Genomic DNA, 22,314 nt, shown 5'->3' with positions numbered 1-22,314 from the left:
GGACGAGCTCGGAAGACGAGATTGGACACGCTGTGGATTTCCGGTACAGCGCCGAGGACGAGGAGTTCCGGGCCGAGGTCCGCGAATGGCTCCGGGAGAACCTCTCCGGTGAGTTCGCCGCGGCCGTCGGTACCGGCGGTCCCGGCAGCGAGCACGAGCACTTCGAGATCCGTCGGGCCTGGGAACTGCGGCTGGGCGAGGGCGGCTGGATCGGCCTGGACTGGCCCAAGCGGTACGGGGGCCGCGAGGCGTCCCTGATGCAGCAGGTGATCTTCGGCGAGGAGTACGCCCGCGCCCAGGCCCCCGGCCGGGTCAACCACATGGGCGAGAACCTGCTCGGCCCGACCGTGCTCGCGTTCGGCACCGACGAGCAGAAGGCCCGCTTCCTGCCCGCCATCGCGCGCGGCGAGGAACTGTGGTGCCAGGGCTACTCCGAGCCGGGCGCCGGTTCCGACCTGGCCAACCTGCGCACCACCGCGACGGTGGACCCGCAGACCGGCGACTGGCTGATCAGCGGCCAGAAGGTGTGGACCTCGCTCGCACACGAGGCGAACTGGTGCTTCGTGCTGGCCCGCACCGACCCCGCGTCGCAGCGACACAAGGGCATCACCTTCCTGCTCGCGCCGATGGACCAGCCCGGCATCGAGGTCCGTCCGATCGTCCAGCTCACCGGCACCAGCGAGTTCAACGAGGTGTTCTTCGACAACGCCCGGGCCGGCGCCGAGCACGTGGTCGGCGAGATCGGCGCGGGCTGGGGTGTGGCGATGGGCCTGCTCGCGTTCGAGCGCGGGGTGTCCACGCTGGCCCAGCAGATCGGCTTCGAGATCGAGTTGGACCGGGTGGTCGCCGAGGCCAAGGCCAACGGCGCGATCGAGGACCCGGCCCTGCGCGATCGACTGCTGCAGAGCTGGATCGACCTGAAGGTGCTGCGCTGCAACGCGCTGCGCACGCTCGGCTCGCCCGACCCCGGCGCCGCGTCGGTGGCCAAGCTGGTGTGGGCGGGTTGGCATCAGCGCCTGGGCACGCTCGCGATGGACGTGGCCGGCGCCGAGGCCACGCTGGCCGCCGAGGCCCCGTACGAACTGTCCGCCGCACAGCGCCTGTTCCTGTTCACCAAGTCGGACACCATCTACGGCGGGTCGAACGAGGTACAGCGCAACATCATCGCCGAGCGTGTTCTCGGCATGCCCCGTGAACCGCGAGGAGACGCCAAGTGAGCCCCACCCCCGCCCCCACCTACGTCGAGGGCCACGGCCTGCTGGCCGGCAAGACCGTGCTGATCACCGCCGCGGCGGGCACCGGGATCGGCTTCGCGGCGGCCAAGCGCGCCGCCGAGGAGGGCGCCGTGATCGCGATCAGCGACAAGCACGAGCGCCGACTGGGCGAGGCCGCCGACGAACTCGCCAAGCTGATCGGGTCGCGGCCACTGGCCGTCCCGTGCGACGTCACCGTCGAGGAGGACGTGCAGAACCTGATCGACACGGCCGCGCGCGAACTCGGCGGCATCGACGTGCTGATCAACAACGCCGGGCTCGGCGGCGAGGCCGACCTGGTCGACATGACCGACGCGCAGTGGGACCTGGTCATGAACGTGACCCTGAACGGCACCTTCCGCTGCACCCGGGCGGCGCTGCGGCACATGCAGCCGCGCGGCAAGGGCGTGATCGTCAACAACGCCTCGGTGCTGGGCTGGCGGGCGCAGAAGGGCCAGGCGCACTACGCGGCGGCCAAGGCCGGCGTGATGGCGCTGACCCGCTGCTCCGCCGTGGAGGCGGCCGAGTTCGGCGTGCGGGTCAACGCGGTCGCGCCGAGCATCGCGATGCACGCGTTCCTGGCCAAGGCGTCCTCCGAGGAACTGCTCGACGAGCTGTCCTCGCGCGAGGCGTTCGGGCGCGCGGCCGAGCCGTGGGAGGTCGCCAACGTGATGGTCTTCCTCGCGTCGGACTACTCCTCGTACATGACCGGCGAGGTCGTTTCGGTCAGTTCGCAACGCGCCTGACCGCGACACCGCCTCGTCAAAAGCGGCGCCTGGGCCCGGGTATCAGTCCTCGCAGGGACCGACCCGGGCTTTCGCGCGCGCCGGCCCGATCCGGCCCACGACTGCCGCTCGCGAGGAAATCGAGGATGTCCGGCAGCAGTTCGCCGACCCGGTACGGCGGGCCCTCGGTGTCCTCACCGACCGGATCCGGCGGGTGGGGAGGGTCCGGATCGTTGTGCGCGAACGCCGACCACTCGACGTCGTGCAGTTCGGACGCCGACCATTCGGCGTCGCACCACGGGTGTTCCCGGCCACATTGCGGACAAGCATTTCCGCTCATGTCCACCCACGATAGGTGGTCGATCGCGGACGCGCCGTAACTTTTCCGGACTTGTCCCAAACCGATCCGTCGGCCGCGCCCAGGCCACGCCCGGCGCACACGCCGGGGCGAGCGTGGGCGAGACGGGGCCCACACCATCTATTGCCGACCGCCACTCGAAATGAACCCAGGCCGGTGTTACTTTGATCTGACTATCCGTCAGGTTCTGTGCCGGCTGCCTCACCTGCACGTACACAGGTGAGGCTGCCGGCATGGGCGCGCCCCGAAAGGCGACCCGTGGACTTCGACTTCTCCCCCGACCAGACCGCGTTCAGCGAGACGGTCGAGCGGTTTCTCGACGCCAATCCCGACTCCGAAGTGTTCGATGTCACCCGGGAGAACATGGCCCAGGTCGTCGACACCCCCGCACGCCGCGCATACATGCGCAAGATGGCCGACCAAGGCTGGCTCGGCATCACCTGGCCCGAGGAATGGGGCGGCCAGGACGGCGACGGGGTCTACGAATACCTGCTCAACGAAGCCCTGGCCGGCCGCGGTGGACCGCAGATCGGCAAGGGCGTCGGCATCATCGGCAAGACCCTGCTCGCGCACGGCAGCGACAAGCTCAAGGCCGAGTTCCTGCCCAAGATCCTGAACAACGAGGTCGAGTTCGCGGTCGGCTACAGCGAGCCGGAAGCCGGCTCCGACGCCGCCTCGATGAAGCTGCGCGCGGTCCGCGACGGCGAGGGCTGGCGACTCAACGGCCAGAAGACCTGGACCACGTCGGCGCACTTCGCCGAGTGGTACTGGGTCGGCGCGCGCACCGACCCCGACGCGCCCAAGCACCACGGCATCACGCTGTTCCTGGTGCCGATGGACCACCCGGGCATCACCGTCCGGGGCATCTGGACGATGGGCGACGAGCGCACCAACGACGTCTTCTTCGACGACGTGTGGGTCTCCGACGAATACGTGGTCGGCGAGCTGAACAAGGGCTTCCAGTACATCTCCCAGGCACTGGACCTGGAACGCTTCACGATGTTCTCGTTCGCCCCGATCCAGCAGCGCCTGAACGTGCTCACCGAGTACGTCAAGGAGGCCACCCGCGACGACGAGCCGCTGCGCGAGGACCCGATCGTGCGCAAGCAGCTTGCCACGCTGGTCACCGAGGCCGCCGTCGCCCGCCTGCTCGGACTGCGCGTGGTGGCCGCCGCCGCAGGTGGCGGGAAACCGCCCACGGTCGAGGCGTCCGGCTACAAGCTGTACGCCACCGAGCTGTCCAAGCGGCTCGCGAACGCGTCGATGGACATCGCCTCGCCGGGCACCCAGTTGCGGGTGGGCACCGAGGACGCACCGATGACCGGTCGCGCCGACTCGACCTACCGCTACACCGTGCTCGACACCATCGGCGGCGGCACCTCCGAGGTGCAGAAGAACATCATCGCCCGCCGCGGTCTCGGCCTTCCCAAGAACTTCTGACGGGGCCGCGGTCATGTCCGGAGAGTTCCTGGAAGGCGTCACGGTGTTGGACCTCGCGAGCGTGGGCCCCGCCGCCCGCGCCTCGCGCTGGTTGGCGGACTACGGGGCCGAGGTGATCAAGGTCGGCCCGGTCCCGGCCAAGAGCGGCGTGCAGATCGCGCCGCCCTACTACTCGTACAGCGCGCATCGGCGGATGAAGCGCGTGCTGGTCGACATGAAGGCGCCCGAGGGCCGCGAGGCGTTCCTGACCCTGGTCGAGGGCGCCGACGTGGTGATCGAGAGCTTCCGTCCGGGTGTGGTGGACCGGCTGGGCATCGGTCCGGAGGCGGTCGCGGCGCGCAATCCACGCATCGTCTACTGCTCGACGTCCGGCTTCGGCCAGGACGGCCCGCACGCCCAGCAGGCCGGACACGACCTGAACTACCTGGGCGTGGGCGGCTTCCTGCACATGTCGGGCCCCGGCACCGACGGCGGCCCGCCGATCCCGGGCGCGACCGTGGCGGACAGCGCGGGCGGCGGCATGCACGCGGTGATCGCGATCATGGGCGCGCTCTTCCGTCGGCAGCGCACCGGCGAGGGCGCCCGGCTGGACGTCTCGGTGGCCGACGGCATGCTCGCGCTGATGGCGCTGGGCGTGGACGAATACCTGGCCACCGGTGTCGAACCGGAGCCCCGGCACGGCATCCTGACCGGCCGTTACGCGTGCTACGACACCTATCGCGCCCGCGATGGCAAGTGGCTGGCGGTGGCCGCGATCGAGGGCCGCTTCTGGGCGAACCTGTGCCGGCTGACCGGGCTGGACAAGTGGGCCCCGCGTCAGCTCGACGACGACGCCCAGGACGCGATCCGGGCCGATCTGGCGGCGGCCTTCGCCACCCGGGACCGGGACGACTGGGTGGCCGAGCTGGCCCCCGCCGACACCTGCGTGTCGGCGGTGTTGTCCGTACCGGAGCTGCTGGAGGACCCGCAGTTCCTGGCCCGCGGCGCGTTCACCACCGCCGAGCACCCGGTCCAGGGCGAGTTCCGCCAGGTGGGCCCGGTCCTGGCCGGCCAGCAGGCGCCCGCGGACCCGTACCCGGTCCGGGAATCCGGGATCACCGACACCGACGAGCTGCTCGCCGCGGCCGGGCTGGGCCCGCACCGCATCGCCGAGCTTCGCGCTTCAGGAGTGGTCGCATGACGGCACAAGACACCACGCTGCCCGAGGACGTGGCGGCGCTGATCGGCAAGGTCCAGTACGAGAAGCGGGGTGACTTCCCCGCCGAACGCGGCTACATCTGGACCTCGTGCGCGTCGGTGCAGAACGGCAACCCGCTGTTCTGGGACGCGGCCGTCGCCGAGGAACTCACCGGCGGTGCGATCGCCCCGCTGAGCCTGCTGTCCGCCTGGGCCCGCCCGCACTACTGGGCGCCCGGCGCGGAGGGCGAGCAACTCTCCCTCCAGGTGCACTTCGACCTCAAGATCCGCTTCGAACTGCCCGAGGCGATCATGACCGACAACACCAACGTGTTCTACGAACCGGTGCGCCTGGGCGACATCGTGACGTCGCGTCAGGTGCTGAAGTCGGTGAGCCCGGAAAAGCGCACCAAGCTCGGGATCGGCCGCTTCTGGGTGATCGACGTCGAGTACCACAACCAGGACGGCGCCCTGTTGGGCACCGAGTCCTACACGGGCTACGGCTACCGGCGGGAGGCCACCGGATGAGCGACCTGACCCTCGATCAGTTGGCCAAGGGCGACGCGCTGCCCACGTTCGGCGTGGACGTGACCGCGACCACGGTCATCCTGGGTGCGCTGGCCAGCCGCGACTGGCGGCCGATGCACCACGACTACAAGTTCGCGGTCGAGCGCCAGGGCGTGCAGGACATCTTCCTGAACACCCCGAACCAGGCCGCCTGGTTCGAGCGCTACCTCAACGACTGGACCGGCCCCAAGGGTCGGATCGGCCGGATGGTGTTCCGGATGACCAAGCCGGTCTTCCCGGGCGACCACATGCTGCTCACCGGCACGGTGGACGACGTCTCGGTGGACGAGGCCGGTTGCGGCTGGGTCCGCGCCGAGATCTCGCTGACCGTGGACGGCGCGGCCCGCACCACGGCCACCGCGCGAATCGCGTTGCCCACCACCCCCGACGACAACCCGTGGGACCGGCGCGGCGAGCGCTGGAAGCCCTAGAGGAGACGCGCGATGGACCTCGATTTCACCCAGGAACAGGACATCCTCCGGGAGACCGTGCGCGGCCTGACGGCCCGGCACGCCGACCTCTCCGTCGTTCGCGAGCTGGAGAACGACCCGGTCGGGTACCCCAAGGACTTCTGGAAGAAGCTCGGCGAGTCCGGTCTGACCGGCCTGACGCTGCCCGAGAAGTGGGGCGGGTCGGAGATGACCACGCTCGACGCGGCCGTGGTCTACGAGGAGTTCGGCCGTTCGCTCGCGCCGACTCCGCACTTCGTCAGCTCGGTGCTGGTCGGCGGCGTACTCGCCGCGGCCGCATCCGACGACCAGCGGCAGCAGTACCTGCCCGGCATCGCCGCCGGCACCACCATCGCGAGCGTGGCGTGGCTGGAGCCGGACCGAGGCTACAGCGGCAAGGGCGTCGCGCTGGCGGCCCGCGCGGACGGTGACGGATACCTGCTGTCCGGCACCAAGCGGCACGTCGCGTACGCGGCGGCGGCCGACGTGCTGCTCGTGCTCGCCCGGACCGGCACCGCGGGCACCCCGGGCGATCCGGCCCAGGGCGTCTCGCTGTTCCTGGTCGACCCGAAGGCGGCCGGGGTCACCCTGACCCAGCAGACCACGATCGCCTCGGACACCCAGTACCGGGTCGACCTGGCGGACGTGCGCGGCGAATTGGTCGGCACGGCCGGTGCCGGCTGGCCGGTCTGGTCGGACGTGCTGCACGACGGCCTGATCCTGCTCGCGGCCCAGGCCGTGGGCGGCGCCAAGCGCGCCCTAGAGATCACCGTCGAATACGCCAAGCACCGCAAGCAGTTCGACAAGCCGCTCGGCGCGTTCCAGGCGATCGCACACAACCTGGCCGACGCCTCGACCGCCGTGGACGGCGCCGAGACGCTGGTCTGGGAGGCCGCCTGGTCCCGGGACAAGGGCCGCGACACCGCGCGCCTGGCCCCGATGGCCAAGCTCTTCGCGGCGCGCACCTACCGCGAGGTCACCGACCTGGCGGTGCACGTGCACGGCGGCATGGGCTTCACCCTGGAGTGCGACGTACAGCTCTACTTCCGCCGGGCCAAGTCGCTCCAGCTCAACTGGTGGGACGACCGCTACCTGGAGGACCTGATCGCCGCGGACGTGCTCGACAAGGGCTGACGCCCCCGATCCCCGGACGAGGGCGACTCCCGCACTGCGGGGGTCGCCCTCGTCCGTGCGGCGGGACACTGGCGGCGGTCCACGGGCAGCCCGCTCGGGAGCGGGCGCGGGCGGAACCCCGGCGCGGCACGCCGGCCGGGTACATGTGGTGTACCAGCCGGGAGTGGTCACCTCCGTCCGGCTCGGCGACCATGCATCGGTGACCGTGCCTCCCGGATTCGGGTGCCCGACCGCACCACGGCCCACCGCCGCCCGACCGCCGGCGCCGAGGGGCCGACGATCTCCGCGACCCCGCCGGGCCCGCCGCCGTCGTCCATCGCCGACCCGCCGGTTTCCACCGTCAGGCCCGGCACTCGCGCCTGCTCGGCCGCCCTGTCCACCGCCGCGCGAATGGCGTCGGCGACGTCGGCGGTCTCCAGGCTCCACCTCGTAGGTGACGGTCGCGTATGCGGCCGAACCTTCCTTGCTGATCGCCTTCGACTCGAACGGGTCTGCGACAGCGGCCACTTGCGGTCCGTCACGCAGCGACCCACCGCGTTGTCGACGGCCTTGCGCAGGTCGCCGGTGGCCACCTTTTGCCCGCCTGGGGCGACGAATACGACCCGGGGGGGGTGGCGCCGTCCGCGGCCGTTCCGGGAAATCGCTCCTCCATGAGATCGAACGCCTTCTGCGACTCGGTCCCCGGGCATCGAGAACCCCTCGTCCGAGCCCCGACGCCTGCGCGGCACCCACCGCGAGCGCGGCCGGCACCCCCGGCCAGACCAGCAGGACCCGGCCGCGCCGACCGCCTTCGCCCGAGACACCGAGCTGGACGGACCACCTTCCGTGAGACAGCGTGGTGGCTTCGTTGGTCCCGGACGGAGGCAGCGGTGAAATCCCTCGAAATGTCGCGCGATGTACGTCTGACCGCCCACAACGCCGTCTCCACGGCCCTGGCCCGGTGCGCTGACCACACCCTGGGCAGCCTTGTGGAGTCGGCCCAGCCGCTCGGTTGCGGTATCGGCGGCAAGTCGGCGCTGCTGGAGATCGACGGAACCCCGGTCTTCGTGAAGCGGGTGCCCCTCACCGATCCGGAGCGGGAACCGGACGGCGTGCGGTCCACGGCGAACGTGTTCGGATTGCCGGTCTTTTGTCAGTACGGCATCGGCGGCCCGGGCTTCGGCGTCTGGCGGGAACTCGCCACGCACACCATGACGACAAACTGGGCGCTCGCGGGCGAATACGAGGGCTTTCCGCTGCTGTACCACTGGCGGGTACTGCCGGACTCGACCCCGCTGCCCGAGGAACTGGCGGACGTCGAAGGGGCGGTCGCCTATTGGGGCGGTGGGTCGCAGGTGCGCCACCGCATCGAGGCCCTCCGAGACTCGTCGGCGAGCGTCGCACTGTTCCTGGAGTACATCCCCCGGAACCTGCACCAGTGGCTGGGCCGGCAACTGGACATCGGCGGCGGGACCGCCGACCGGGCCTGCACGATGGTGGAGCGGGAACTGAAGGCCGGAACCTCGTTCATGAACAGCCGCGGCCTCCTGCACTTCGACGCCCACTTCGAGAACATCCTGACCGACGGCCGGCGCCTGTTCTTCACGGACTACGGCCTTGCGCTCTCCTCTCGGTTCGAACTGTCGGGCGACGAGGTCGACTTCTTCGACCGGCATCAGACCTACGACCGCTGTTACACCACCTCATACCTGGTGAACTGGCTGGTCACCGCCCTGTACGGACACGACCGAGACAAGCGCGAGGCCCAGGTGCGCGCATACGCCGAAGGCGAACGCCCCACGGGGGCCCCGAAGGTGGCCACGGCAATCCTCACCCGCGATGCGCCGCTCACCGTTCTGATGGCGGACTTCTTCCGCAAACTCGGAAACGAGAGCAGGGAAACCCCGTACCCGGCCGAGGAGATCGACCACATCGGCCACCCCGAGAACGAGATCGCTCCCGCAACCATCAGACGACGGGCGAACGAGCCGGCCGAGTAAGCGCCTCGCCGAGAACCGGATAGCCCGCACGGACCTGCTCTCTCGCTGCGTTCGCCGCGTGCACGGCGCCGACGCACCCGACCTCCCACAGCCGCCAAGACCGAAGCGCCCCCACGGCAACCCACACCCGTGCCTCCGGAGCCCAGAGGACTTTCGGCCCACTCCGGAGAGAACTGCGTCACGCCACTCGCGTCACCGAGCGCACGAAGTCGGTCCACTGTCGTCGGCCGAAGGAAATCACCGGGCTTTCGGCCAACTTGGAGTCCCTGGCCGCGACATCAGCCGCCAGCGGGCAAACTTCAAGACACGAACCGTCGCTCTGGCTGTACGAGGACTTGCGCCACTCAGACAACCGGTGTTCTCGATCATGTTCCCTCCGGTGTATTCATCGATGCCTTCAGATGAATCCTCGACGTTCGGAGGTGCATGACTCAAGCGCTGGACGAGGCGACGCATACACCGAATCCACTCGTTCAAAGGTCACGCGCGTTGATCCGAAACGTCACCTTCGGCAACTGCCTTGGGCTGCACCGACTCAACCGAGGTCGTGCAATTGCGTGAAGCGGGAAGCCCCTCCCGAAGGAGGGACCTCGCCGCACTCCGGAACTACTTCATCGCGCTGAGGAAGAACTCCCAGGAGCTGTGCTCGAAGGCCAACTCGGGACTTTCAGCAAGCTTCGAGTCACGCGCGAAGGCCGCGGCTGCATCGGCGGCAGCCTCGACGCAAGCATGATCCTGAGTGCTTCGCGATGACTTTCGCCAAGACAAGGTCTGCGACCGTATTTTCAACGTTTTGACCACCATGATTTATAATCCTCGATCATTTCGATTGAGTTTTGCTCGTCAAGGCCCGCATGCAGCAATCGTCGGATGAGGCCACGTGCTCGGTTCACATACGCTGCCTCTTCGGTAGCGACCGCCGAGGCTACGGAGCTGCTGTCGCAGACGACGCTTCGATCACGTGCACCCGAGTAGTCGAACAGCGCGAATCCACTTTGGATTGCCGCCCGTACAGCCGTAGTGAAGGGGACCACGCAAGCGGTGATGTTGGGTCGCTCCGCGAGATCAACGAGATTTCGAAGCTGTCCTTGCATGACGTACGGGCCTCCGACGTCGATGCGCAAGCATGCTTCAGTGATGATCCACAGCACCGTCGGCGACGGCTCCTCAGCGAGTCGCTGCTGGCGACGCATGCGGATCTCGACAAGCATCTCAACCAGTTCGTCTCCGAACCCGGACGTGCTTTCGGTTACGGCGCGGGCGTACTTTTCGGTCTGCGCCAGACCCGGAATCACCATCGGACTGTATTCGGTGATACCGGTCGCAAGCGACTCGAGACGAGCGTATTCGGCGTACTCCTCAGTCATTCTCCCCGCGTATGGCTCCAGCCACGCCAAGACGTCCCGCTCCGAGGACGCGAGCAGCGCGAGCGCCGTCTCCCTGTCCTCAGGACTTGCTCCATAGAGAGCGAGGAGGGCTTCCACCTCGTCAAGCTCCAGCGTGCGCTTCGCCGTTTCGGCGCGGCTCATCGTGGACTCGGACATGCCGATCCGGGCTCCGGCCGAGCGCATCGTCATCTGCGTCGCTTCACGCAAGCACCTCAGCAGTCTCGCGAGTTCACGCTGCGACTCCTCAGCGATCATCACACCTCCTTCGCACACAGTCTGCTCCCTGACACCGACCGCAGGGTGATCACTTGCAGAAATCCCATACAACTTGACGACTTGCATGGGAGCGAGGAAGGTAGCACTCAAGACACGAACAGCAATCGCTTGATTGCTGCAAGTGGTCGTGATGCGTGCGGCTACACGCCCAGGCGCCGCCTCCCCACCTACGGGAGGCCGCGTACGGCCTCTTGCCGCCACTGTCGTCCAGCAGTACGCGTCTCTACACGGAGCGAAGCAAGTCGCTATATCCCGCGGCAACATTCGGGAGCTGCCATGCCTTCAAGCACCCTCAAACAGGATTTCCCCATCTCGGCCACGTCAGTGAAGCATGTGCGCGACTGCGTACGGAGCTTCTGTGTCGACCTCGGGTTCCCCTCGCCGATCGTCGACTCGGCACGGCTCATAGCCAGCGAGTTGGCCACCAACGCGGTGCGGCACGCCAAAGGGCATGCCGTCCGGGCGGAGTTCACGCTTGTCCTGACCCTGAGCGGCGGGCGGCTCGACATCGCCGTCTGGGACTACCACCCCTCACCCTGCCCACCCCTGTCCAACCTGGCGGACATCCCCCCGGACGCACAACACGGCCGCGGACTGGCCATGGTCTGCCTCGACGCAGCCGGATTCACCTGGACCCGCACGTCCACCGGCAAGCTCGTGTCCGCCTGGATCCAGGTCGGCGAAGCACCCGCCCGCCGCCGCCCACAACCAACACAGGCCGGACTCTTCTGACAACGGGCGTCCACCCCGACCCACAACGCCGTCTTGCATCACCCATGCGCGGCACACGCACGTCCCGGGGCCGGGCTCACTCCCGTCACAGCGGGAGAAGGGCAGCCCTCAAGAACAGCAACTCAGCAATAAACAAAGGCAGTTCGTGATGAGCCCACTACTGAAACCCGTCCGGGTGGAGCCCCACGCATTCCCGAACCGCAACCCCCACGCCCCCTACCTGGTCGCCGCCGGCGAGACGTTCGACGTCATCGAGGTGGGCGAATCCCTCGGCCGGGCCACCCTCGACGTCCTGCGCACCCGACAGGTCACCCCGGGCCCGATCATCCTGGACCGCCGCTACCGCCGTATCGGCTTCCTGATCCCGCCCGAACCCACCCACACGCTGCCGCCCCGCGAACAAAGATCCGGCCCACGCCACCACGGCCGAGGCTGCTGGATCACCATCCCGCACCCGAACACCCGAACACCCGAAGCACCGACGCCCTCATCTGGCTCGTCGCGCCCGTGGATCACGAACAGCCCTCCTGCACGCTGCGCGACGTCCGCAGCGCGATCAGAGCGGCAGCCCAAACCCTCGGGTCCTGAACCGAACCAGCAGACCGCCCCGCTCGGAGCCATCCCCCTTGATCATCACCGCCGCACGGCAGTCACCCACGCACCACATCACGCACATCGCACTCGAACTCACCAACCCGTGCCGGCCCCCGTGCCCGGCCGGCCACTCGCCCACCACGCCCCCGGATTCCTGGTGCCGACTCCTCACCGAAGCGACCGAACTCGGGGCCGAATCAGTGCGCTTCGCCGGTGGCGAGCCCACCACCCATCCCGCCTTCGGCGAAATCCTGTGCCACGCGATCCGCGCCCGCCTGGACATCGAGGTCGTCACCGACCTCGTCCACATCAACCGCTGCCAATGGACCCTGTTCACCCACGAACGCGTCCGCCTCTCCACCCGGTGGTACTCCGACGACCCCGTTCAACACGAGGCCATCACCCATCACCCCGGCAGCCACCTCCGCACCCGAACCAACATCGCCACCGCACTCGGACTGCACATCCCCCTGCGGGTCGACATCGTGGAAACAATCCCCGACCAACGCATCGGCGCCGCCCGAGCCGAACTCCTCCTCCTCGGCATCCGCCCGGACCGCATCGACATCGACCGACTCCAAGCCCCGCCCGAGACAACCAACTCCCTTACGCAGTCGCCGACTTCCCCCACCATCCTGGCCAATGGCGACGTCGCAACCGGCCCGAGCCACCGCCGACTCGTCGTCGGCAACGTCCTACGCCGACCCCTCACCGAAATCCTCGCCACCCCCACGTGGGCGCCGGCCCCTCCCACGAAACCCGCCCCACCGACCATCCCCACCCCGAACGAGGCCACCGTCCCGAAACCCACCACACCTGCGCGCCCACACCCTTCCCCCCCGCCCGACCGACCCGCCATCCACCACCCTCTGCCTCCTCGGCCGGAGCAACTGCGGCCAACCCCCGTTTCCGGCCCCCCGACCACCACTCACCCCTGACCAAAAGCACACAGCACACGACCCGCCCACACCCCCGTCACCGTCACCGTGACCAATCCCGCCGCACGCACAGCAGCGAAGACGAACGCAGGTCCGCCCGCACCCACCGGGCACCATCGGTCGGCTCCGCCGGTGCCGGCCGGGCGTGCTGCACGGGCCGACGCCCCGCGCGACGACACCCGAAGGCGGCTCCCGGCTCAGGCCGGGGCTGCCTTTTCGGTGCCCGGCCCGATCCGACCACCCTGCGGCCGATCACTCGAAAGGGGGGTTTCGAGGCATTCGTCCGAGCGAATGGGCCCGTCGTCGTCACCCTGATGTCATGGGCAACCCTCGGCGTGCAGCGCGGAATGCGGCTCGATGCACGGCTCGACACGCGTCTCGGTGTCTGTTGGTGGCGGCGCTGGGCCTGCCGGTCCTGGGCGCGTGCGGCGAAGCCTTCGCCGACGAACGCATCACGGTGACGGTGGAGACCGGACCGGCCGGGCCGGTCGGCCCACGCACGGAGGTGGACACCGGCCGGGTGCATGTGGTGCACCACCCCGGGGTGCTCACCTCGGTCCGGATCGGCGACCACGTCGCGGTGACCGTGCGGCCCGGCTGCGGCTGCTCGCCCGGGGCGCCGCCGACGCCACCCGCCGCCCGGCCGCCGCGACCCCGGCCGCCGGCTCCCACACCGCCGGTGACCAAGACGACGGAGCCGGCCGCCGTCGCCCCACCCGCGCCCCGGCCGCCTCGGGCCGAGGCCGCCCGGCCGTACACCTTCGCGGTCCTGGACGCGCTGCCCGCACCGCCGAGGGCCCCCGCGTCGGCAGCCGAACGGCCGCCCGCCCCACGGCCGTTGCGTATCGCCGGCGCCCCACCCGAGGACGACGCGGCGCACCCGGGCTTCGCCGACGGGATCGGGCCGGCCCTGATCGTGTCGATCCTGCCCGCCGCGCTCGCGGCACTGCTGCCCCATCCCGCCCGGCGAGGAGTGCGCCCGTGATCATCTGGATTCTCGGCGCCCTGCTCGGCGCCGGCATCGCGGCCGGCGCCCTCGTCCTGCTCAGTCGCGGCGAGAACACCAAGACCGGCGGCTTCGACGGTCAACTGTTGTCCTTCTGCGGCGGCGCGGTGTTGTCCTCCTTCGTGTTGCTGACCAGCTTCCAGATCGTCGGCGCGTGGGAACTCCAGTCCACGGTCCGCCAACACGCGAGCGACGAGGCCCGGGTGCTGACCAGGACCTACGCGGCGGCCGGAGGGCTGGCGGCGCCCGACCGGGAGGCGGTGCGCGCCGGGCTGCGCGACTACACCCGCACGGTGATCGACAAGGAATGGTCGGCGATGGCCGACAAGCGCGACTCCCCGCTCGCGTGGCGCCAACTCGACCTGATCACGGCCCGCGTCGCCGCCGCCTCGGTCACGGAGCGCGACCAGGCCGCCGACACCCGGGCGGCGATGGCCGACCTCTACGTCAAACGCCATGTACGCCTCGCCGACTCGGCCTCCATGACCCCGATCGTGCTCCCGGTGGCGATGATCGTCGCCGGCATCTTCGCCATCGTCTTCCCGGCCCTGGTCGGCCCCACCACGGACGTCCGCCACATCGTCGCCCTGGCCTTCGTCGGCGCGATCGTCGCCTTCGGCATCCTCTTCGTCATCCAACTACGCAACCCCTACACCGACCCCTTGGCCGTCCACCCCACCGCCTTCCACACCTCCCTCACCCGCTACACCCAACTGGGCTGAGCCACTACGCCCCGCCCGGGTCGACCGCCCGCGCGGCCCGTACCTCGGTGAGGTTGGTCTCGGCCCATCGGCACAGCTCGGTCAGCAGGGGGGACAAGGACTGGCCGAGGGTGGTGAGCGAGTACTCGACGTGTGGCGGTACGACGGGGAGCGCGACGCGCCGGACGAGGCCGTCGGCCTCCAGGGAGCGCAGGGTCTGGGTGAGCATCTTCTGGCTGATCCCGCCGATGGCGCGGTGCAGTTCGGCGTGTCGGAGGGTGCCGCCGCGCAGTGCGTACAGGATCAGCGCGCTCCACTTGTCGGCGATCAGGCCGAGCACCTCCCGTGAGCCGCAGTTCGGGTCGAACACGTCCGGTTCCATCGGGCCCCCCGGGTACAGGTACCAAATAGTGCGTACTTCCGCCCGGGACCGTACCGACCTACGGTCACGTACATCAATCGGTCGAACGAAACCGGCCGACCACCACACCGGCTGCGGTGGTCGTTCGGTGTTTTTGGTACGAGGGGGAACAGCACATGAGGATCGGCGTACTGGGCACGGGTGAGGTCGGGCGACGGCTCGCCGGCAAGCTCGCCGCACTGGGTCATCAGGTCACGCTCGGCTCCAGGACGGCGGACAACGCCGAGGCCAAGCAGTGGGCCGCGGACAACGGCGGCGCCCACGGCACCTTCGCCGACGCGGCCGGCGCCGCCGAACTCGTGGTGAACGCGACCGGCGGCCTGGTCTCACTGGCCGTGTTGGAGGCGGCGGGTGCCGACAACCTGCGCGGCAAGGTGCTCGTCGACGTGTCCAACGCGCTGGACTTCTCCCAGGGGTTCCCGCCCAAGGTCCTCACTCCGGACGGCGGCAGCCTCGCCGAACAACTGCAAAAGGCGTTCCCCGAGACCCGGGTCGTCAAGACCCTCAACACGATGAACAACACGGTCATGGTCGAACCCGGCCTGGTCCCCGGCCATCACAACGTCTTCCTCAGCGGCAACGACGACGCCGCCAAGGCCGAGGTGGCGACCCTGCTGGGCTCCTTCGGCTGGACGTCCGACCGGATCATCGACCTCGGCGACCTGTCCAGCGCCCGCGCGACGGAACAGCTGATGCCGCTGTGGCTGCGCCTGTACGGGGTCCTGGGCCCGGTGGACTTCAACATCTCGATCGCCATCGCCCCCGCCGGCCAGGCCCACTCGTAGCCCGGATCGGGCGAAACGACCGACCGGCCACCCGCCGTCACCCGGGCGGCGGGCCCGGCCAGGACCGGTCACTCGCCCCACCGGGCCGCCGCCGCCTGCCGCTCCATGTCGGTCAGCCCCGTCTCCCGGCGTTCGCGGACCAGTTCCCCGGCAAGGGTGTAGCGCGGGGCGTTCCCGGCTCCGCGCTCGGCATGGCGGACGATCTCGTCGGTCAACGTGGCGGCCATCCGCAGCCGCGGGTATCGCGCGTGGATGGCCTGCCCCTGCGCATCGGTGACGAACTCGGCGTCGCGTCCGAAGTCCAGGCCGATACCCCGCCTGGTCAGGTGGGTGAGGACGCCCCGGCGTTCGGCGATGCCGGCCGAGGTGTGCAGCGCGATCGCCTCCCACACCGAGTCCACGTGCGCGGCGGCGACCCCGTGTCCGCTCAGGAACTCGGCCGCCAGGTCGGCCCCTTCGACCTCGAACCGCTGCTTCCCGGGCGCGCCGGGCGAGGTGCCGAGATCGTGCAGGACGCACGCGAGGAACAGCAGTTCCGGATCGAAGTCCACCTGCGGACGCAGCCCCTCGTGCTCGGCGAACAAAGCCGCGAAGAGATAGCTGCGGACACTGTGGTTGGCCACCGACTCGCTCTCGCAGGCATGCACGTACTCGATGGCGCGAACGGCCGTCGACGTGGTCGGAAGGACGGGATACGGGTGCGGAATCGCTGTCGTCATGGCGCCACCGTAGAAAGCCCGCCGACCTTTCGACAGTGGCACGAACGCCATCACTCGATAGGTTTGTGCCATGTCTGCTTCGCCCCGCCCGCACCACGTCGCCGTGCTCGCACTGCCGGACGTGCTCGCACTGGACTTCGGCATTCCGCTCCAGGTCTTCGGTAGCTGGCAGGACGGCCCGTACGCCACGACGGTGTGCACCGAGACGCCCGGCCCCGTGCCGGTGCACGGCGGCGCCGCACTGCTCGTCGAGCACGGCCTGGAAGCACTCGCCCATGCCGACACCATCGTCGTGCCCGGCCAGGCCGGGGCCGGACCGCCCTCGCGGCGGGTGTGCGACGCCGTGGCCGCGGCCTCGCGCCGCGGCAGCCGGATGGTGTCCATCTGCACCGGGGCCTTCGTACTCGCGGCCGCCGGTCTGCTCGACGGTCTGCGCGCGACCACCCATTGGGAGTTCGCCGCCGCGCTGGCCCGGGGCTACCCGGCGGTGACCGTGGAACCGCACATGCTCTACGTCGACGAGGGCGACATCCTCACCTCGGCCGGCGTGGCCGCGGGCATCGACCTGTGCCTGCACATCGTCCGCCGCGACTTCGGCGCCGCCGCCGCGAACCGGCGGGCCCGAGAGCTGGTCGCGGCACCGCATCGCAGCGGCGGCCAGGCCCAGTTCATCCAGCGCCCCGCCCTGCCCCGGCCGAGTGGGCCACTCGACGACCTACGTGCCTGGGCCCTGGGCCGGCTCGACGAACCGCTGACCGTCGACGCCCTGGCCCGCCGGGCGGGCCTGTCCCGCCGCACGCTCATTCGACGGTTCCACGAGGAGACCGGGCAACCTCCCATGCAGTGGTTGCTCACGGCCCGCCTCGACCGGGCCCGGGAAATCCTCGAATCCACCGACGAGTCGGTCGAGTTCGTGGCCCGCCGCTCCGGCCTGGGCACAGCGGTGAACCTGCGCACCCTGTTCAAACGCCACCTCGGCGTCCCACCCACCACCTACCGCGCCACCTTCCGCACCCACGAGTCCGGAAGCCGGGTCACCACCGACCGACGGTGAATGTTGCCGATCTCGATCCAGCCGCCGGACGGCACGCGGTACTTCACCCGGGTGCCGTCCTCCGCCCACGACCGGGCATCGGCCCGGGTGCGGCACTTTCGGATGTAGACGCTTTCAGATGTGCAGCTCGGGAGCGAAGCCCGTCCAGCGCAGTTCGGGCGGCAGGTGACGCATGTCGTTGGCCATGAGGACGGAAGCGGGCCGACCGGGCGCGTAGCGGATGACCGTGAGTGCGGCGTTGCCGTGGTCGAGGCCGATCCAACGCCACTTCGGCGCGTGCATGGCATCCCGGACCAGCCAGGCGATCAGGAAGTTGTGCGTGACGACCAGTTCGTGCCGATCCACCGCGCCGGCCACCGGCCCGGTGAACAGGTCCAACGCCCGACGGCCCAGCGCGAACCCGTGCTCCCGTTCCTCGTCGGTGGTATCGGCGAGAAAGCGGAGGCAGGAGTCGGCGGCCTTCGCCGGAAGCTCTTCCCGTCCCGGCACGTACGGCACGAAGTCACCGGCAACTTCCGAGGCATGCAGCGGCACGTTCGGGAGGTGCCCACCGATCAGGCGGGCAGTCTGCTCGGCCCGTGCCAACGGACCGTGGTGAACGACAGCCAAGGGAATGCGCCGAAGGCGCTCCCCCAAGAGCACGGCCTGCCGACGCCCACCCTCGGTCAACCCACTCTCGTCCGGCAACGCCTCGCCGTGCCGAACCAGGTAGAGGTATCGGGTCGCCACACCGGTCATCACACGCTCCTCCGTGTCCATGGGGACCCGGCCGCATCGACGAGTGCTGTCGCCGCGCGACGACTCGCCGGCCGGGCGCTTGCGACGACGGTGCGCAGTGGTGGCTGTAGCGCGGTGGCTGTGGCGCGTTCCCCTCAGGAGGCCCGGTCCGGCCGGTCCTGGTGGGGGTGCTCGATCACGATGCGCTCGACCGCTGCGGTGACCAGTTCTTCCCGCTCGGCCTCGGTGAAGACGTCCGGGAGGGTGAGCTGCTCGACGATCAGCCAGTTGAGGGTCAGCATCAGCAGCTTGACGGCCATGGTGTCGCCGGGGAGGCCGGAGGCTTCGTGGTACTCGATGTTGGCGTCGACGTCGGCCCGGACCCGCTCGGTGAGCACCCTGCGCAGTTCGGGGCGACGGGTGGCCTCCAGGCGCAGTTCGAGAAGCGCGAGGTAGCCGGTGCGGAAGGCGGCGACACGGCCGACGAGTTCACGCATCAGCACCGCGTAGGTTTCCCGGTCGCGGCCGGCCGCCCGTTGGCGGGCGATCAGGGCTTCGTCGGGCTGGAGGCGCTCATAGACGCGGGCGCCGGCCTGGGTGAGCAGATCGTCGCGGCTCACGAAGTAGTTGGACACGGTCCCGACGGGCACGGCGGCCTCGTTGTCCACCGCCCGGAAGGTCAGTCCCCGTGCACCTTCCCTGGCCAGCACCTCGATCGCCGCATCGACGAGCGCGGCACGCCGCTGGTCGTTTCGCCTCACCATTGTCACCGCTCCATGTGCAGTACTCCCTCCAGACTACTTCAGGCAGAGTACTTCATGAAGCTCCGGCGCCGGCCGCGTGATGACGCCCGGGCTGCCGTCGTACCGAGGGTCAGCCGCCCTGGCCGGCGCTGCCGATCGGGCCGACCTTCACCGGGGAGCCGGCGCCGTCCGTGACGGGCAGCGTGGCGGCGCCCGGCCACTGGAGGGTGACCGTCTTCGTCTCACCGGGCGGGGTCACCTGGAGACCGGTGATGCCGACGCCGGAGCCACCCGACTCATTGGCCGGGTAGTTGATGCCGAAGGACACCGACGTCCCGCTCTTGAGGACGATCGAGGGGGCCTCCTCGCCGGTGCGCTTCGCGGACAGCGGCCCCGCGCTGGTCTTCAGGTCGACGCCCGCGTACCCGGTCATCGCGCAGTCCCGGCCGTTGTTCTTGAACGTCACCGCGACGGTCTTGTCACGGTCGCCACCGATGGTGCCGTCGATCGCGGTGATCTTCAGGTCGTCGGTGCGGCACTTGGCGGTCTTGCCGCCGTCGGCGGAGCCGCCCCCGCCGGTCGTACCGGTCGCGGCCTGCCCGCCGGAGCCGGAGGTCTGTCCGGCGGAGGACTTCCCGCCGCCCTGGTTGCCCCCCGTGGTCGGCGAGCCGGGCGGGGTGGCCGCGTTGCCGGCCGAGGTGACGGGCGAGGAACCCTGCACCGCCGGAGCTCCCTTCGCGGCGTCCGAGTCCGAGTCCGAGCCCTGACACGCCGTCATCAACGAGGCGCCGACAACGAGGGCTGCGGAAACGAGAACGGCCTTGCGACGGTTGCCGAACATGAAATGCCCCTTGGTCTCCGACAGTTGAAGCCGAATCGGTTCCGGCTCCTCGGTGCTTGCGTGATCACTATGGCGAGGCCGTGAAGCGAGCGGCCAGGGGCGTCGTCGTTCCACGACATCGCTGTCGCAGACCGGTTACATGGTCACGTAAGGAAACGAGACCTGCTCGACACGCCCTCTTCGGCCCCTTATGACCGGCGCAACTCGGCGCACTGGACCGACGTTTGTCCGGCCGTATCAACAGGGCAACGGTCGCTGTGCCCGCTCACCGACGCGGTGGATCACCATGAGCCGGCCCTTACGCGACCGGGGCCGGACCCATGGCCACCGGGCTCGGAACGGCCGCTGCCCGGCGCCCCTTTCGGTTCTGCCCGTCACACCGGACCCCTGGCGACATGCCGGCGCGCACAGCGGATCGGTACCGCCCCGCACGCGCCGTTACATTGCCGGCACTTCCCGGACCGTCCCTCACGGCCCGCACTCCGCCGGAAATCCCCTCCCTTGCCCGCCGGTTCCCGCCCACCAACGGATGCCACCGCCCGACTCCCACCGACACGACGACAGTCGGCCCGCCACCATGCCAGGTAACAGCGGCCCCGAAGCGGCTTCCACCCGGCCGTCCCGAAGATCCCCTCGCTCCACACCGGAATCTTCGGCACCGAGCCGGTCGGGTCGCGGGGTCTCGCAACGGCAGTGCTGTCACAGACCGGGCTACTGCCCGGTCATAGGGGGTGACCGAACGGTGTGACCCGTCGCGCCGTCGAGGTCTTCGGTTGACGCTCTTCCAGAGGAGAACAACATGAGCCAGGTCGACATCGCACGCCCCGACGCACCGGGGTTGGACGAATTGGTTCCGTCGCGCTACGCGCTGAAGGTCGGCGACATCGACGTGACGGTGATCAGCGACGGGGTGCTGCCGATCGCCCCCGTGACGTTGGCCACCAACGCCGCCACGGCCGACCTGGAGGGCTGGCTCGGTGACATGTTCCTGCCGCCGCAGGTGATCAACTGGCCGCTGAATGTGGCCGTGGTGCGCAGCGGCGGCCGGACCGTCCTGATCGATTCCGGGCTGGGGACGGAGTTCCCGGGCTTCCCGCGAGCCGGGCAGTTGGCCATGCGACTGGACGCCGCCGGGATCGATCCCGCCTCCGTGACCGATGTGGTGCTCACCCACTTGCACATGGACCACATCGGCGGGCTGCTCGTCGACGGGCTGAGGGGCCGGCTGCGCCCGGACCTGAAGATCCACCTGGCAGCGGCCGAGGCCGAGTTCTGGGCAACACCCGACTTCTCCCGAACCGTCATGCCCGCACCGGTGCCGGACGTGCTTCGAACGACCGCCTCGCGGTTCCTGGACGTGTTCCGCGGCCGGTTGCAGCCGTTCGAAAAGGAGTACGAGGTGGCGCCGGGTGTCATCGTCCGCCGCACCGGCGGTCACACCCCCGGCCACAGCATCGTCCGACTGGAGTCCGGCGGCGACCGGCTGACGTTCGCCGGCGATGCCGTGTTCCAGTGCGGGTCCGACCACCCCGACTGGCAGAACGGCTTCGACCACGACCCCGAGGAATCGACCCGCGTCCGGATCCGTCTCCTGACGGAGCTGGCCGCGAACGGCGAGCTGCTGGTGGCCAGTCACCTGCCGTTCCCGTCCGTCTGCAACGTGGCGGTCGACGGCAACGCCTTCCGTTTCGTACCGGCCGTCTGGGACTACTGACCGCACTTCGGCCACACTTCGATCGACGCCGACGCGTGAGCAGCGCGCGAGCGGCCGGCCCCGACAGGTAGCCACGGTTGTCGGGTGAACGGGGTTGAGCGATGCCCACTCGCCATCGTGGTGGGCATCGCTCCGGGACCGGATGTGTCTGCTTCGGGCCGCCCGAGGATAGGTCCACGCCCCCCGCGCGGGCCCGGTGGGCGTAGGCGGCGGCGAGCTGCGACTTGCCCATCCCGCCCCCCGGACAGCACCACCGTCGCGTGATCGGCCCGGGCCCGATCGATCCGCTCCCGCAACCCGGTACGGTCCTGGAACGCCGAGGCCAACGCTGGCACGGGATTGGGCAGGAGCGGCCACTCCACCGGCCCCGGGACGGGCGCGGCTCGGACATTCAGGTTGGTGACGTCGCCGGTGATCGCAACGGCGTGGGGTGCCAACGCGATGGCGGGCCCGGATCCATCGATGTGCACCGAACCCACGCCCGCGTCGGCGCCATCGCACGGTGGCCACCTCGCCTTCCCCGATGCCCCGGCGCCCGATCGTGGCGTACCCGGTCAGGGACGGCGGTCGATCCCGGTGTCGGCACTGCTGCCGGGACCATCGG

At 69.8% G+C, this 22,314-nt stretch carries 24 protein-coding genes; 14 read left to right on the top strand and 10 right to left on the bottom strand.

The window, feature by feature from the left end; genetic code table 11:
• Positions 1–32: 32 nt before the first annotated feature.
• Positions 33–1,217: an acyl-CoA dehydrogenase family protein gene (locus ACFXMF_RS09160; RefSeq protein WP_360322812.1), complete on the top strand. Its 1,185-nt coding sequence runs from the start codon at positions 33–35 to the stop codon at positions 1,215–1,217.
• Positions 1,214–1,999 (top strand): SDR family oxidoreductase, encoded by a 786-nt coding sequence (locus ACFXMF_RS09155; RefSeq protein ID WP_360322810.1) that lies wholly within the window; start codon positions 1,214–1,216, stop codon positions 1,997–1,999. The genes ACFXMF_RS09160 and ACFXMF_RS09155 overlap by 4 nt, the downstream gene beginning before the upstream one ends.
• Positions 2,000–2,015: 16 nt before the next feature.
• On the opposite strand, the gene ACFXMF_RS09150 is transcribed toward ACFXMF_RS09155, so the two are convergent.
• Entirely contained in the window at positions 2,016–2,318 is a 303-nt protein-coding gene (locus ACFXMF_RS09150) for a hypothetical protein (RefSeq protein ID WP_360322808.1), read from the bottom strand.
• Between the two features lie 276 nt (positions 2,319–2,594).
• Between ACFXMF_RS09150 and ACFXMF_RS09145 the strand changes: the two genes are divergently transcribed.
• The 6 genes from ACFXMF_RS09145 (at position 2,595) to ACFXMF_RS09120 (ending at position 9,081) form a co-directional block, all read left to right on the top strand.
• Positions 2,595–3,776: an acyl-CoA dehydrogenase family protein gene (locus ACFXMF_RS09145; RefSeq protein WP_360322806.1), complete on the top strand. Its 1,182-nt coding sequence runs from the start codon at positions 2,595–2,597 to the stop codon at positions 3,774–3,776.
• A gap of 13 nt (positions 3,777–3,789) precedes the next feature.
• Positions 3,790–4,956 (top strand): CaiB/BaiF CoA-transferase family protein, encoded by a 1,167-nt coding sequence (locus tag ACFXMF_RS09140; RefSeq protein WP_360322804.1) that lies wholly within the window; start codon positions 3,790–3,792, stop codon positions 4,954–4,956.
• Positions 4,953–5,480 (top strand): MaoC family dehydratase N-terminal domain-containing protein, encoded by a 528-nt coding sequence (locus tag ACFXMF_RS09135; RefSeq protein WP_360322802.1) that lies wholly within the window; start codon positions 4,953–4,955, stop codon positions 5,478–5,480. Before ACFXMF_RS09140 ends, ACFXMF_RS09135 begins: the two co-directional genes overlap by 4 nt.
• Entirely contained in the window at positions 5,477–5,950 is a 474-nt protein-coding gene (locus ACFXMF_RS09130) for a MaoC/PaaZ C-terminal domain-containing protein (RefSeq protein WP_020549685.1), read from the top strand. The genes ACFXMF_RS09135 and ACFXMF_RS09130 overlap by 4 nt, the downstream gene beginning before the upstream one ends.
• 12 nt (positions 5,951–5,962) lie before the next feature.
• Positions 5,963–7,102 carry an acyl-CoA dehydrogenase family protein gene (locus tag ACFXMF_RS09125; protein WP_360322800.1) on the top strand — a complete coding sequence of 380 codons (1,140 nt, stop codon included), beginning with the start codon at positions 5,963–5,965 and terminating at the stop codon, positions 7,100–7,102.
• Positions 7,103–7,986: 884 nt separating this feature from the next.
• Positions 7,987–9,081: a protein kinase family protein gene (locus ACFXMF_RS09120; RefSeq protein WP_379989867.1), complete on the top strand. Its 1,095-nt coding sequence runs from the start codon at positions 7,987–7,989 to the stop codon at positions 9,079–9,081.
• Between the two features lie 178 nt (positions 9,082–9,259).
• On the opposite strand, the gene ACFXMF_RS09115 is transcribed toward ACFXMF_RS09120, so the two are convergent.
• The 3 genes from ACFXMF_RS09115 to ACFXMF_RS09105 form a co-directional block, all read right to left on the bottom strand.
• On the bottom strand, positions 9,260–9,433 hold the full coding sequence (locus ACFXMF_RS09115; protein WP_360322798.1) for a DUF397 domain-containing protein: 174 nt from the start codon (positions 9,431–9,433) through the stop codon (positions 9,260–9,262).
• Positions 9,434–9,687: 254 nt separating this feature from the next.
• Positions 9,688–9,885 (bottom strand): DUF397 domain-containing protein, encoded by a 198-nt coding sequence (locus tag ACFXMF_RS09110; protein ID WP_360322796.1) that lies wholly within the window; start codon positions 9,883–9,885, stop codon positions 9,688–9,690.
• Positions 9,867–10,724, bottom strand: a complete 858-nt coding sequence (locus tag ACFXMF_RS09105) for a helix-turn-helix domain-containing protein (protein WP_379989850.1) — start codon at positions 10,722–10,724, stop codon at positions 9,867–9,869. The genes ACFXMF_RS09110 and ACFXMF_RS09105 overlap by 19 nt, the downstream gene beginning before the upstream one ends.
• Positions 10,725–11,021: 297 nt before the next feature.
• On the opposite strand from ACFXMF_RS09105, the gene ACFXMF_RS09100 reads away from it, so the two are divergent.
• Complete coding sequence (locus ACFXMF_RS09100; RefSeq protein WP_379989851.1) at positions 11,022–11,477, top strand: ATP-binding protein; 456 nt, start codon at positions 11,022–11,024, stop codon at positions 11,475–11,477.
• Between the two features lie 791 nt (positions 11,478–12,268).
• On the opposite strand, the gene ACFXMF_RS09095 is transcribed toward ACFXMF_RS09100, so the two are convergent.
• Positions 12,269–12,652 (bottom strand): hypothetical protein, encoded by a 384-nt coding sequence (locus tag ACFXMF_RS09095; RefSeq protein WP_360322788.1) that lies wholly within the window; start codon positions 12,650–12,652, stop codon positions 12,269–12,271.
• A gap of 748 nt (positions 12,653–13,400) precedes the next feature.
• Between ACFXMF_RS09095 and ACFXMF_RS09090 the strand changes: the two genes are divergently transcribed.
• Together ACFXMF_RS09090 and ACFXMF_RS09085 are read left to right on the top strand one after the other, a co-directional pair.
• Positions 13,401–13,994 (top strand): hypothetical protein, encoded by a 594-nt coding sequence (locus ACFXMF_RS09090; RefSeq protein ID WP_379989852.1) that lies wholly within the window; start codon positions 13,401–13,403, stop codon positions 13,992–13,994.
• The gene (locus ACFXMF_RS09085; RefSeq protein ID WP_379989853.1) at positions 13,991–14,737 is read left to right on the top strand and encodes a hypothetical protein; all 747 of its coding nucleotides are present in this window, start codon (positions 13,991–13,993) and stop codon (positions 14,735–14,737) included. The genes ACFXMF_RS09090 and ACFXMF_RS09085 overlap by 4 nt, the downstream gene beginning before the upstream one ends.
• Before the next feature lie 4 nt (positions 14,738–14,741).
• Here ACFXMF_RS09085 and ACFXMF_RS09080 read toward each other — a convergent pair whose 3' ends face one another.
• Complete coding sequence (locus ACFXMF_RS09080; protein WP_379989854.1) at positions 14,742–15,098, bottom strand: winged helix-turn-helix transcriptional regulator; 357 nt, start codon at positions 15,096–15,098, stop codon at positions 14,742–14,744.
• Positions 15,099–15,253: 155 nt separating this feature from the next.
• Here ACFXMF_RS09080 and ACFXMF_RS09075 point away from each other — a divergent pair, with 155 nt between their 5' ends.
• Positions 15,254–15,922: an NADPH-dependent F420 reductase gene (locus ACFXMF_RS09075; protein ID WP_379989855.1), complete on the top strand. Its 669-nt coding sequence runs from the start codon at positions 15,254–15,256 to the stop codon at positions 15,920–15,922.
• A gap of 68 nt (positions 15,923–15,990) precedes the next feature.
• Here the strand turns inward: ACFXMF_RS09075 and ACFXMF_RS09070 are convergent, their stop codons facing one another.
• Positions 15,991–16,641, bottom strand: coding sequence for an HD domain-containing protein (locus ACFXMF_RS09070; RefSeq protein WP_379989856.1), 651 nt, complete (start codon positions 16,639–16,641; stop codon positions 15,991–15,993).
• Positions 16,642–16,711: 70 nt separating this feature from the next.
• Between ACFXMF_RS09070 and ACFXMF_RS09065 the strand changes: the two genes are divergently transcribed.
• Complete coding sequence (locus ACFXMF_RS09065; RefSeq protein WP_379989857.1) at positions 16,712–17,695, top strand: GlxA family transcriptional regulator; 984 nt, start codon at positions 16,712–16,714, stop codon at positions 17,693–17,695.
• A gap of 114 nt (positions 17,696–17,809) precedes the next feature.
• Here ACFXMF_RS09065 and ACFXMF_RS09060 read toward each other — a convergent pair whose 3' ends face one another.
• The 3 genes from ACFXMF_RS09060 to ACFXMF_RS09050 form a co-directional block, all read right to left on the bottom strand.
• On the bottom strand, positions 17,810–18,433 hold the full coding sequence (locus ACFXMF_RS09060) for a histidine phosphatase family protein (protein WP_360322772.1): 624 nt from the start codon (positions 18,431–18,433) through the stop codon (positions 17,810–17,812).
• Positions 18,434–18,567: 134 nt separating this feature from the next.
• Positions 18,568–19,176 (bottom strand): TetR family transcriptional regulator, encoded by a 609-nt coding sequence (locus ACFXMF_RS09055; protein ID WP_360322771.1) that lies wholly within the window; start codon positions 19,174–19,176, stop codon positions 18,568–18,570.
• Between the two features lie 109 nt (positions 19,177–19,285).
• Complete coding sequence (locus ACFXMF_RS09050) at positions 19,286–19,996, bottom strand: DUF4232 domain-containing protein (protein ID WP_379989858.1); 711 nt, start codon at positions 19,994–19,996, stop codon at positions 19,286–19,288.
• Positions 19,997–20,795: 799 nt separating this feature from the next.
• On the opposite strand from ACFXMF_RS09050, the gene ACFXMF_RS09045 reads away from it, so the two are divergent.
• The gene (locus ACFXMF_RS09045) at positions 20,796–21,710 is read left to right on the top strand and encodes an MBL fold metallo-hydrolase (protein ID WP_360322768.1); all 915 of its coding nucleotides are present in this window, start codon (positions 20,796–20,798) and stop codon (positions 21,708–21,710) included.
• The last annotated feature ends 604 nt before the right edge of the window (positions 21,711–22,314 follow it).

It is taken from the genome of Embleya sp. NPDC059213, from assembly GCF_042754445.1.
Lineage (GTDB): Bacteria > Actinomycetota > Actinomycetes > Streptomycetales > Streptomycetaceae > Embleya.
The sequence above is the reverse complement of the archived record's forward strand: the minus strand, read 5'-3'. Positions and strand labels throughout refer to the sequence as shown.

Coding starts and splice junctions, on each gene's coding strand:
- ACFXMF_RS09150 (WP_360322808.1), bottom strand. CDS start 2,318: ATGAGCGGAAATGCTTGTCCGCAATGTGGCCGGGAACACCCGTGGTGC.
- ACFXMF_RS09055 (WP_360322771.1), bottom strand. CDS start 19,176: ATGGTGAGGCGAAACGACCAGCGGCGTGCCGCGCTCGTCGATGCGGCG.
- ACFXMF_RS09045 (WP_360322768.1), top strand. CDS start 20,796: ATGAGCCAGGTCGACATCGCACGCCCCGACGCACCGGGGTTGGACGAA.
- ACFXMF_RS09130 (WP_020549685.1), top strand. CDS start 5,477: ATGAGCGACCTGACCCTCGATCAGTTGGCCAAGGGCGACGCGCTGCCC.
- ACFXMF_RS09125 (WP_360322800.1), top strand. CDS start 5,963: ATGGACCTCGATTTCACCCAGGAACAGGACATCCTCCGGGAGACCGTG.
- ACFXMF_RS09120 (WP_379989867.1), top strand. CDS start 7,987: ATGTCGCGCGATGTACGTCTGACCGCCCACAACGCCGTCTCCACGGCC.
- ACFXMF_RS09070 (WP_379989856.1), bottom strand. CDS start 16,641: ATGACGACAGCGATTCCGCACCCGTATCCCGTCCTTCCGACCACGTCG.
- ACFXMF_RS09065 (WP_379989857.1), top strand. CDS start 16,712: ATGTCTGCTTCGCCCCGCCCGCACCACGTCGCCGTGCTCGCACTGCCG.
- ACFXMF_RS09060 (WP_360322772.1), bottom strand. CDS start 18,433: ATGACCGGTGTGGCGACCCGATACCTCTACCTGGTTCGGCACGGCGAG.
- ACFXMF_RS09110 (WP_360322796.1), bottom strand. CDS start 9,885: ATGGTGGTCAAAACGTTGAAAATACGGTCGCAGACCTTGTCTTGGCGA.
- ACFXMF_RS09100 (WP_379989851.1), top strand. CDS start 11,022: ATGCCTTCAAGCACCCTCAAACAGGATTTCCCCATCTCGGCCACGTCA.
- ACFXMF_RS09105 (WP_379989850.1), bottom strand. CDS start 10,724: ATGATCGCTGAGGAGTCGCAGCGTGAACTCGCGAGACTGCTGAGGTGC.
- ACFXMF_RS09075 (WP_379989855.1), top strand. CDS start 15,254: ATGAGGATCGGCGTACTGGGCACGGGTGAGGTCGGGCGACGGCTCGCC.
- ACFXMF_RS09080 (WP_379989854.1), bottom strand. CDS start 15,098: ATGGAACCGGACGTGTTCGACCCGAACTGCGGCTCACGGGAGGTGCTC.
- ACFXMF_RS09050 (WP_379989858.1), bottom strand. CDS start 19,996: ATGTTCGGCAACCGTCGCAAGGCCGTTCTCGTTTCCGCAGCCCTCGTT.
- ACFXMF_RS09135 (WP_360322802.1), top strand. CDS start 4,953: ATGACGGCACAAGACACCACGCTGCCCGAGGACGTGGCGGCGCTGATC.
- ACFXMF_RS09140 (WP_360322804.1), top strand. CDS start 3,790: ATGTCCGGAGAGTTCCTGGAAGGCGTCACGGTGTTGGACCTCGCGAGC.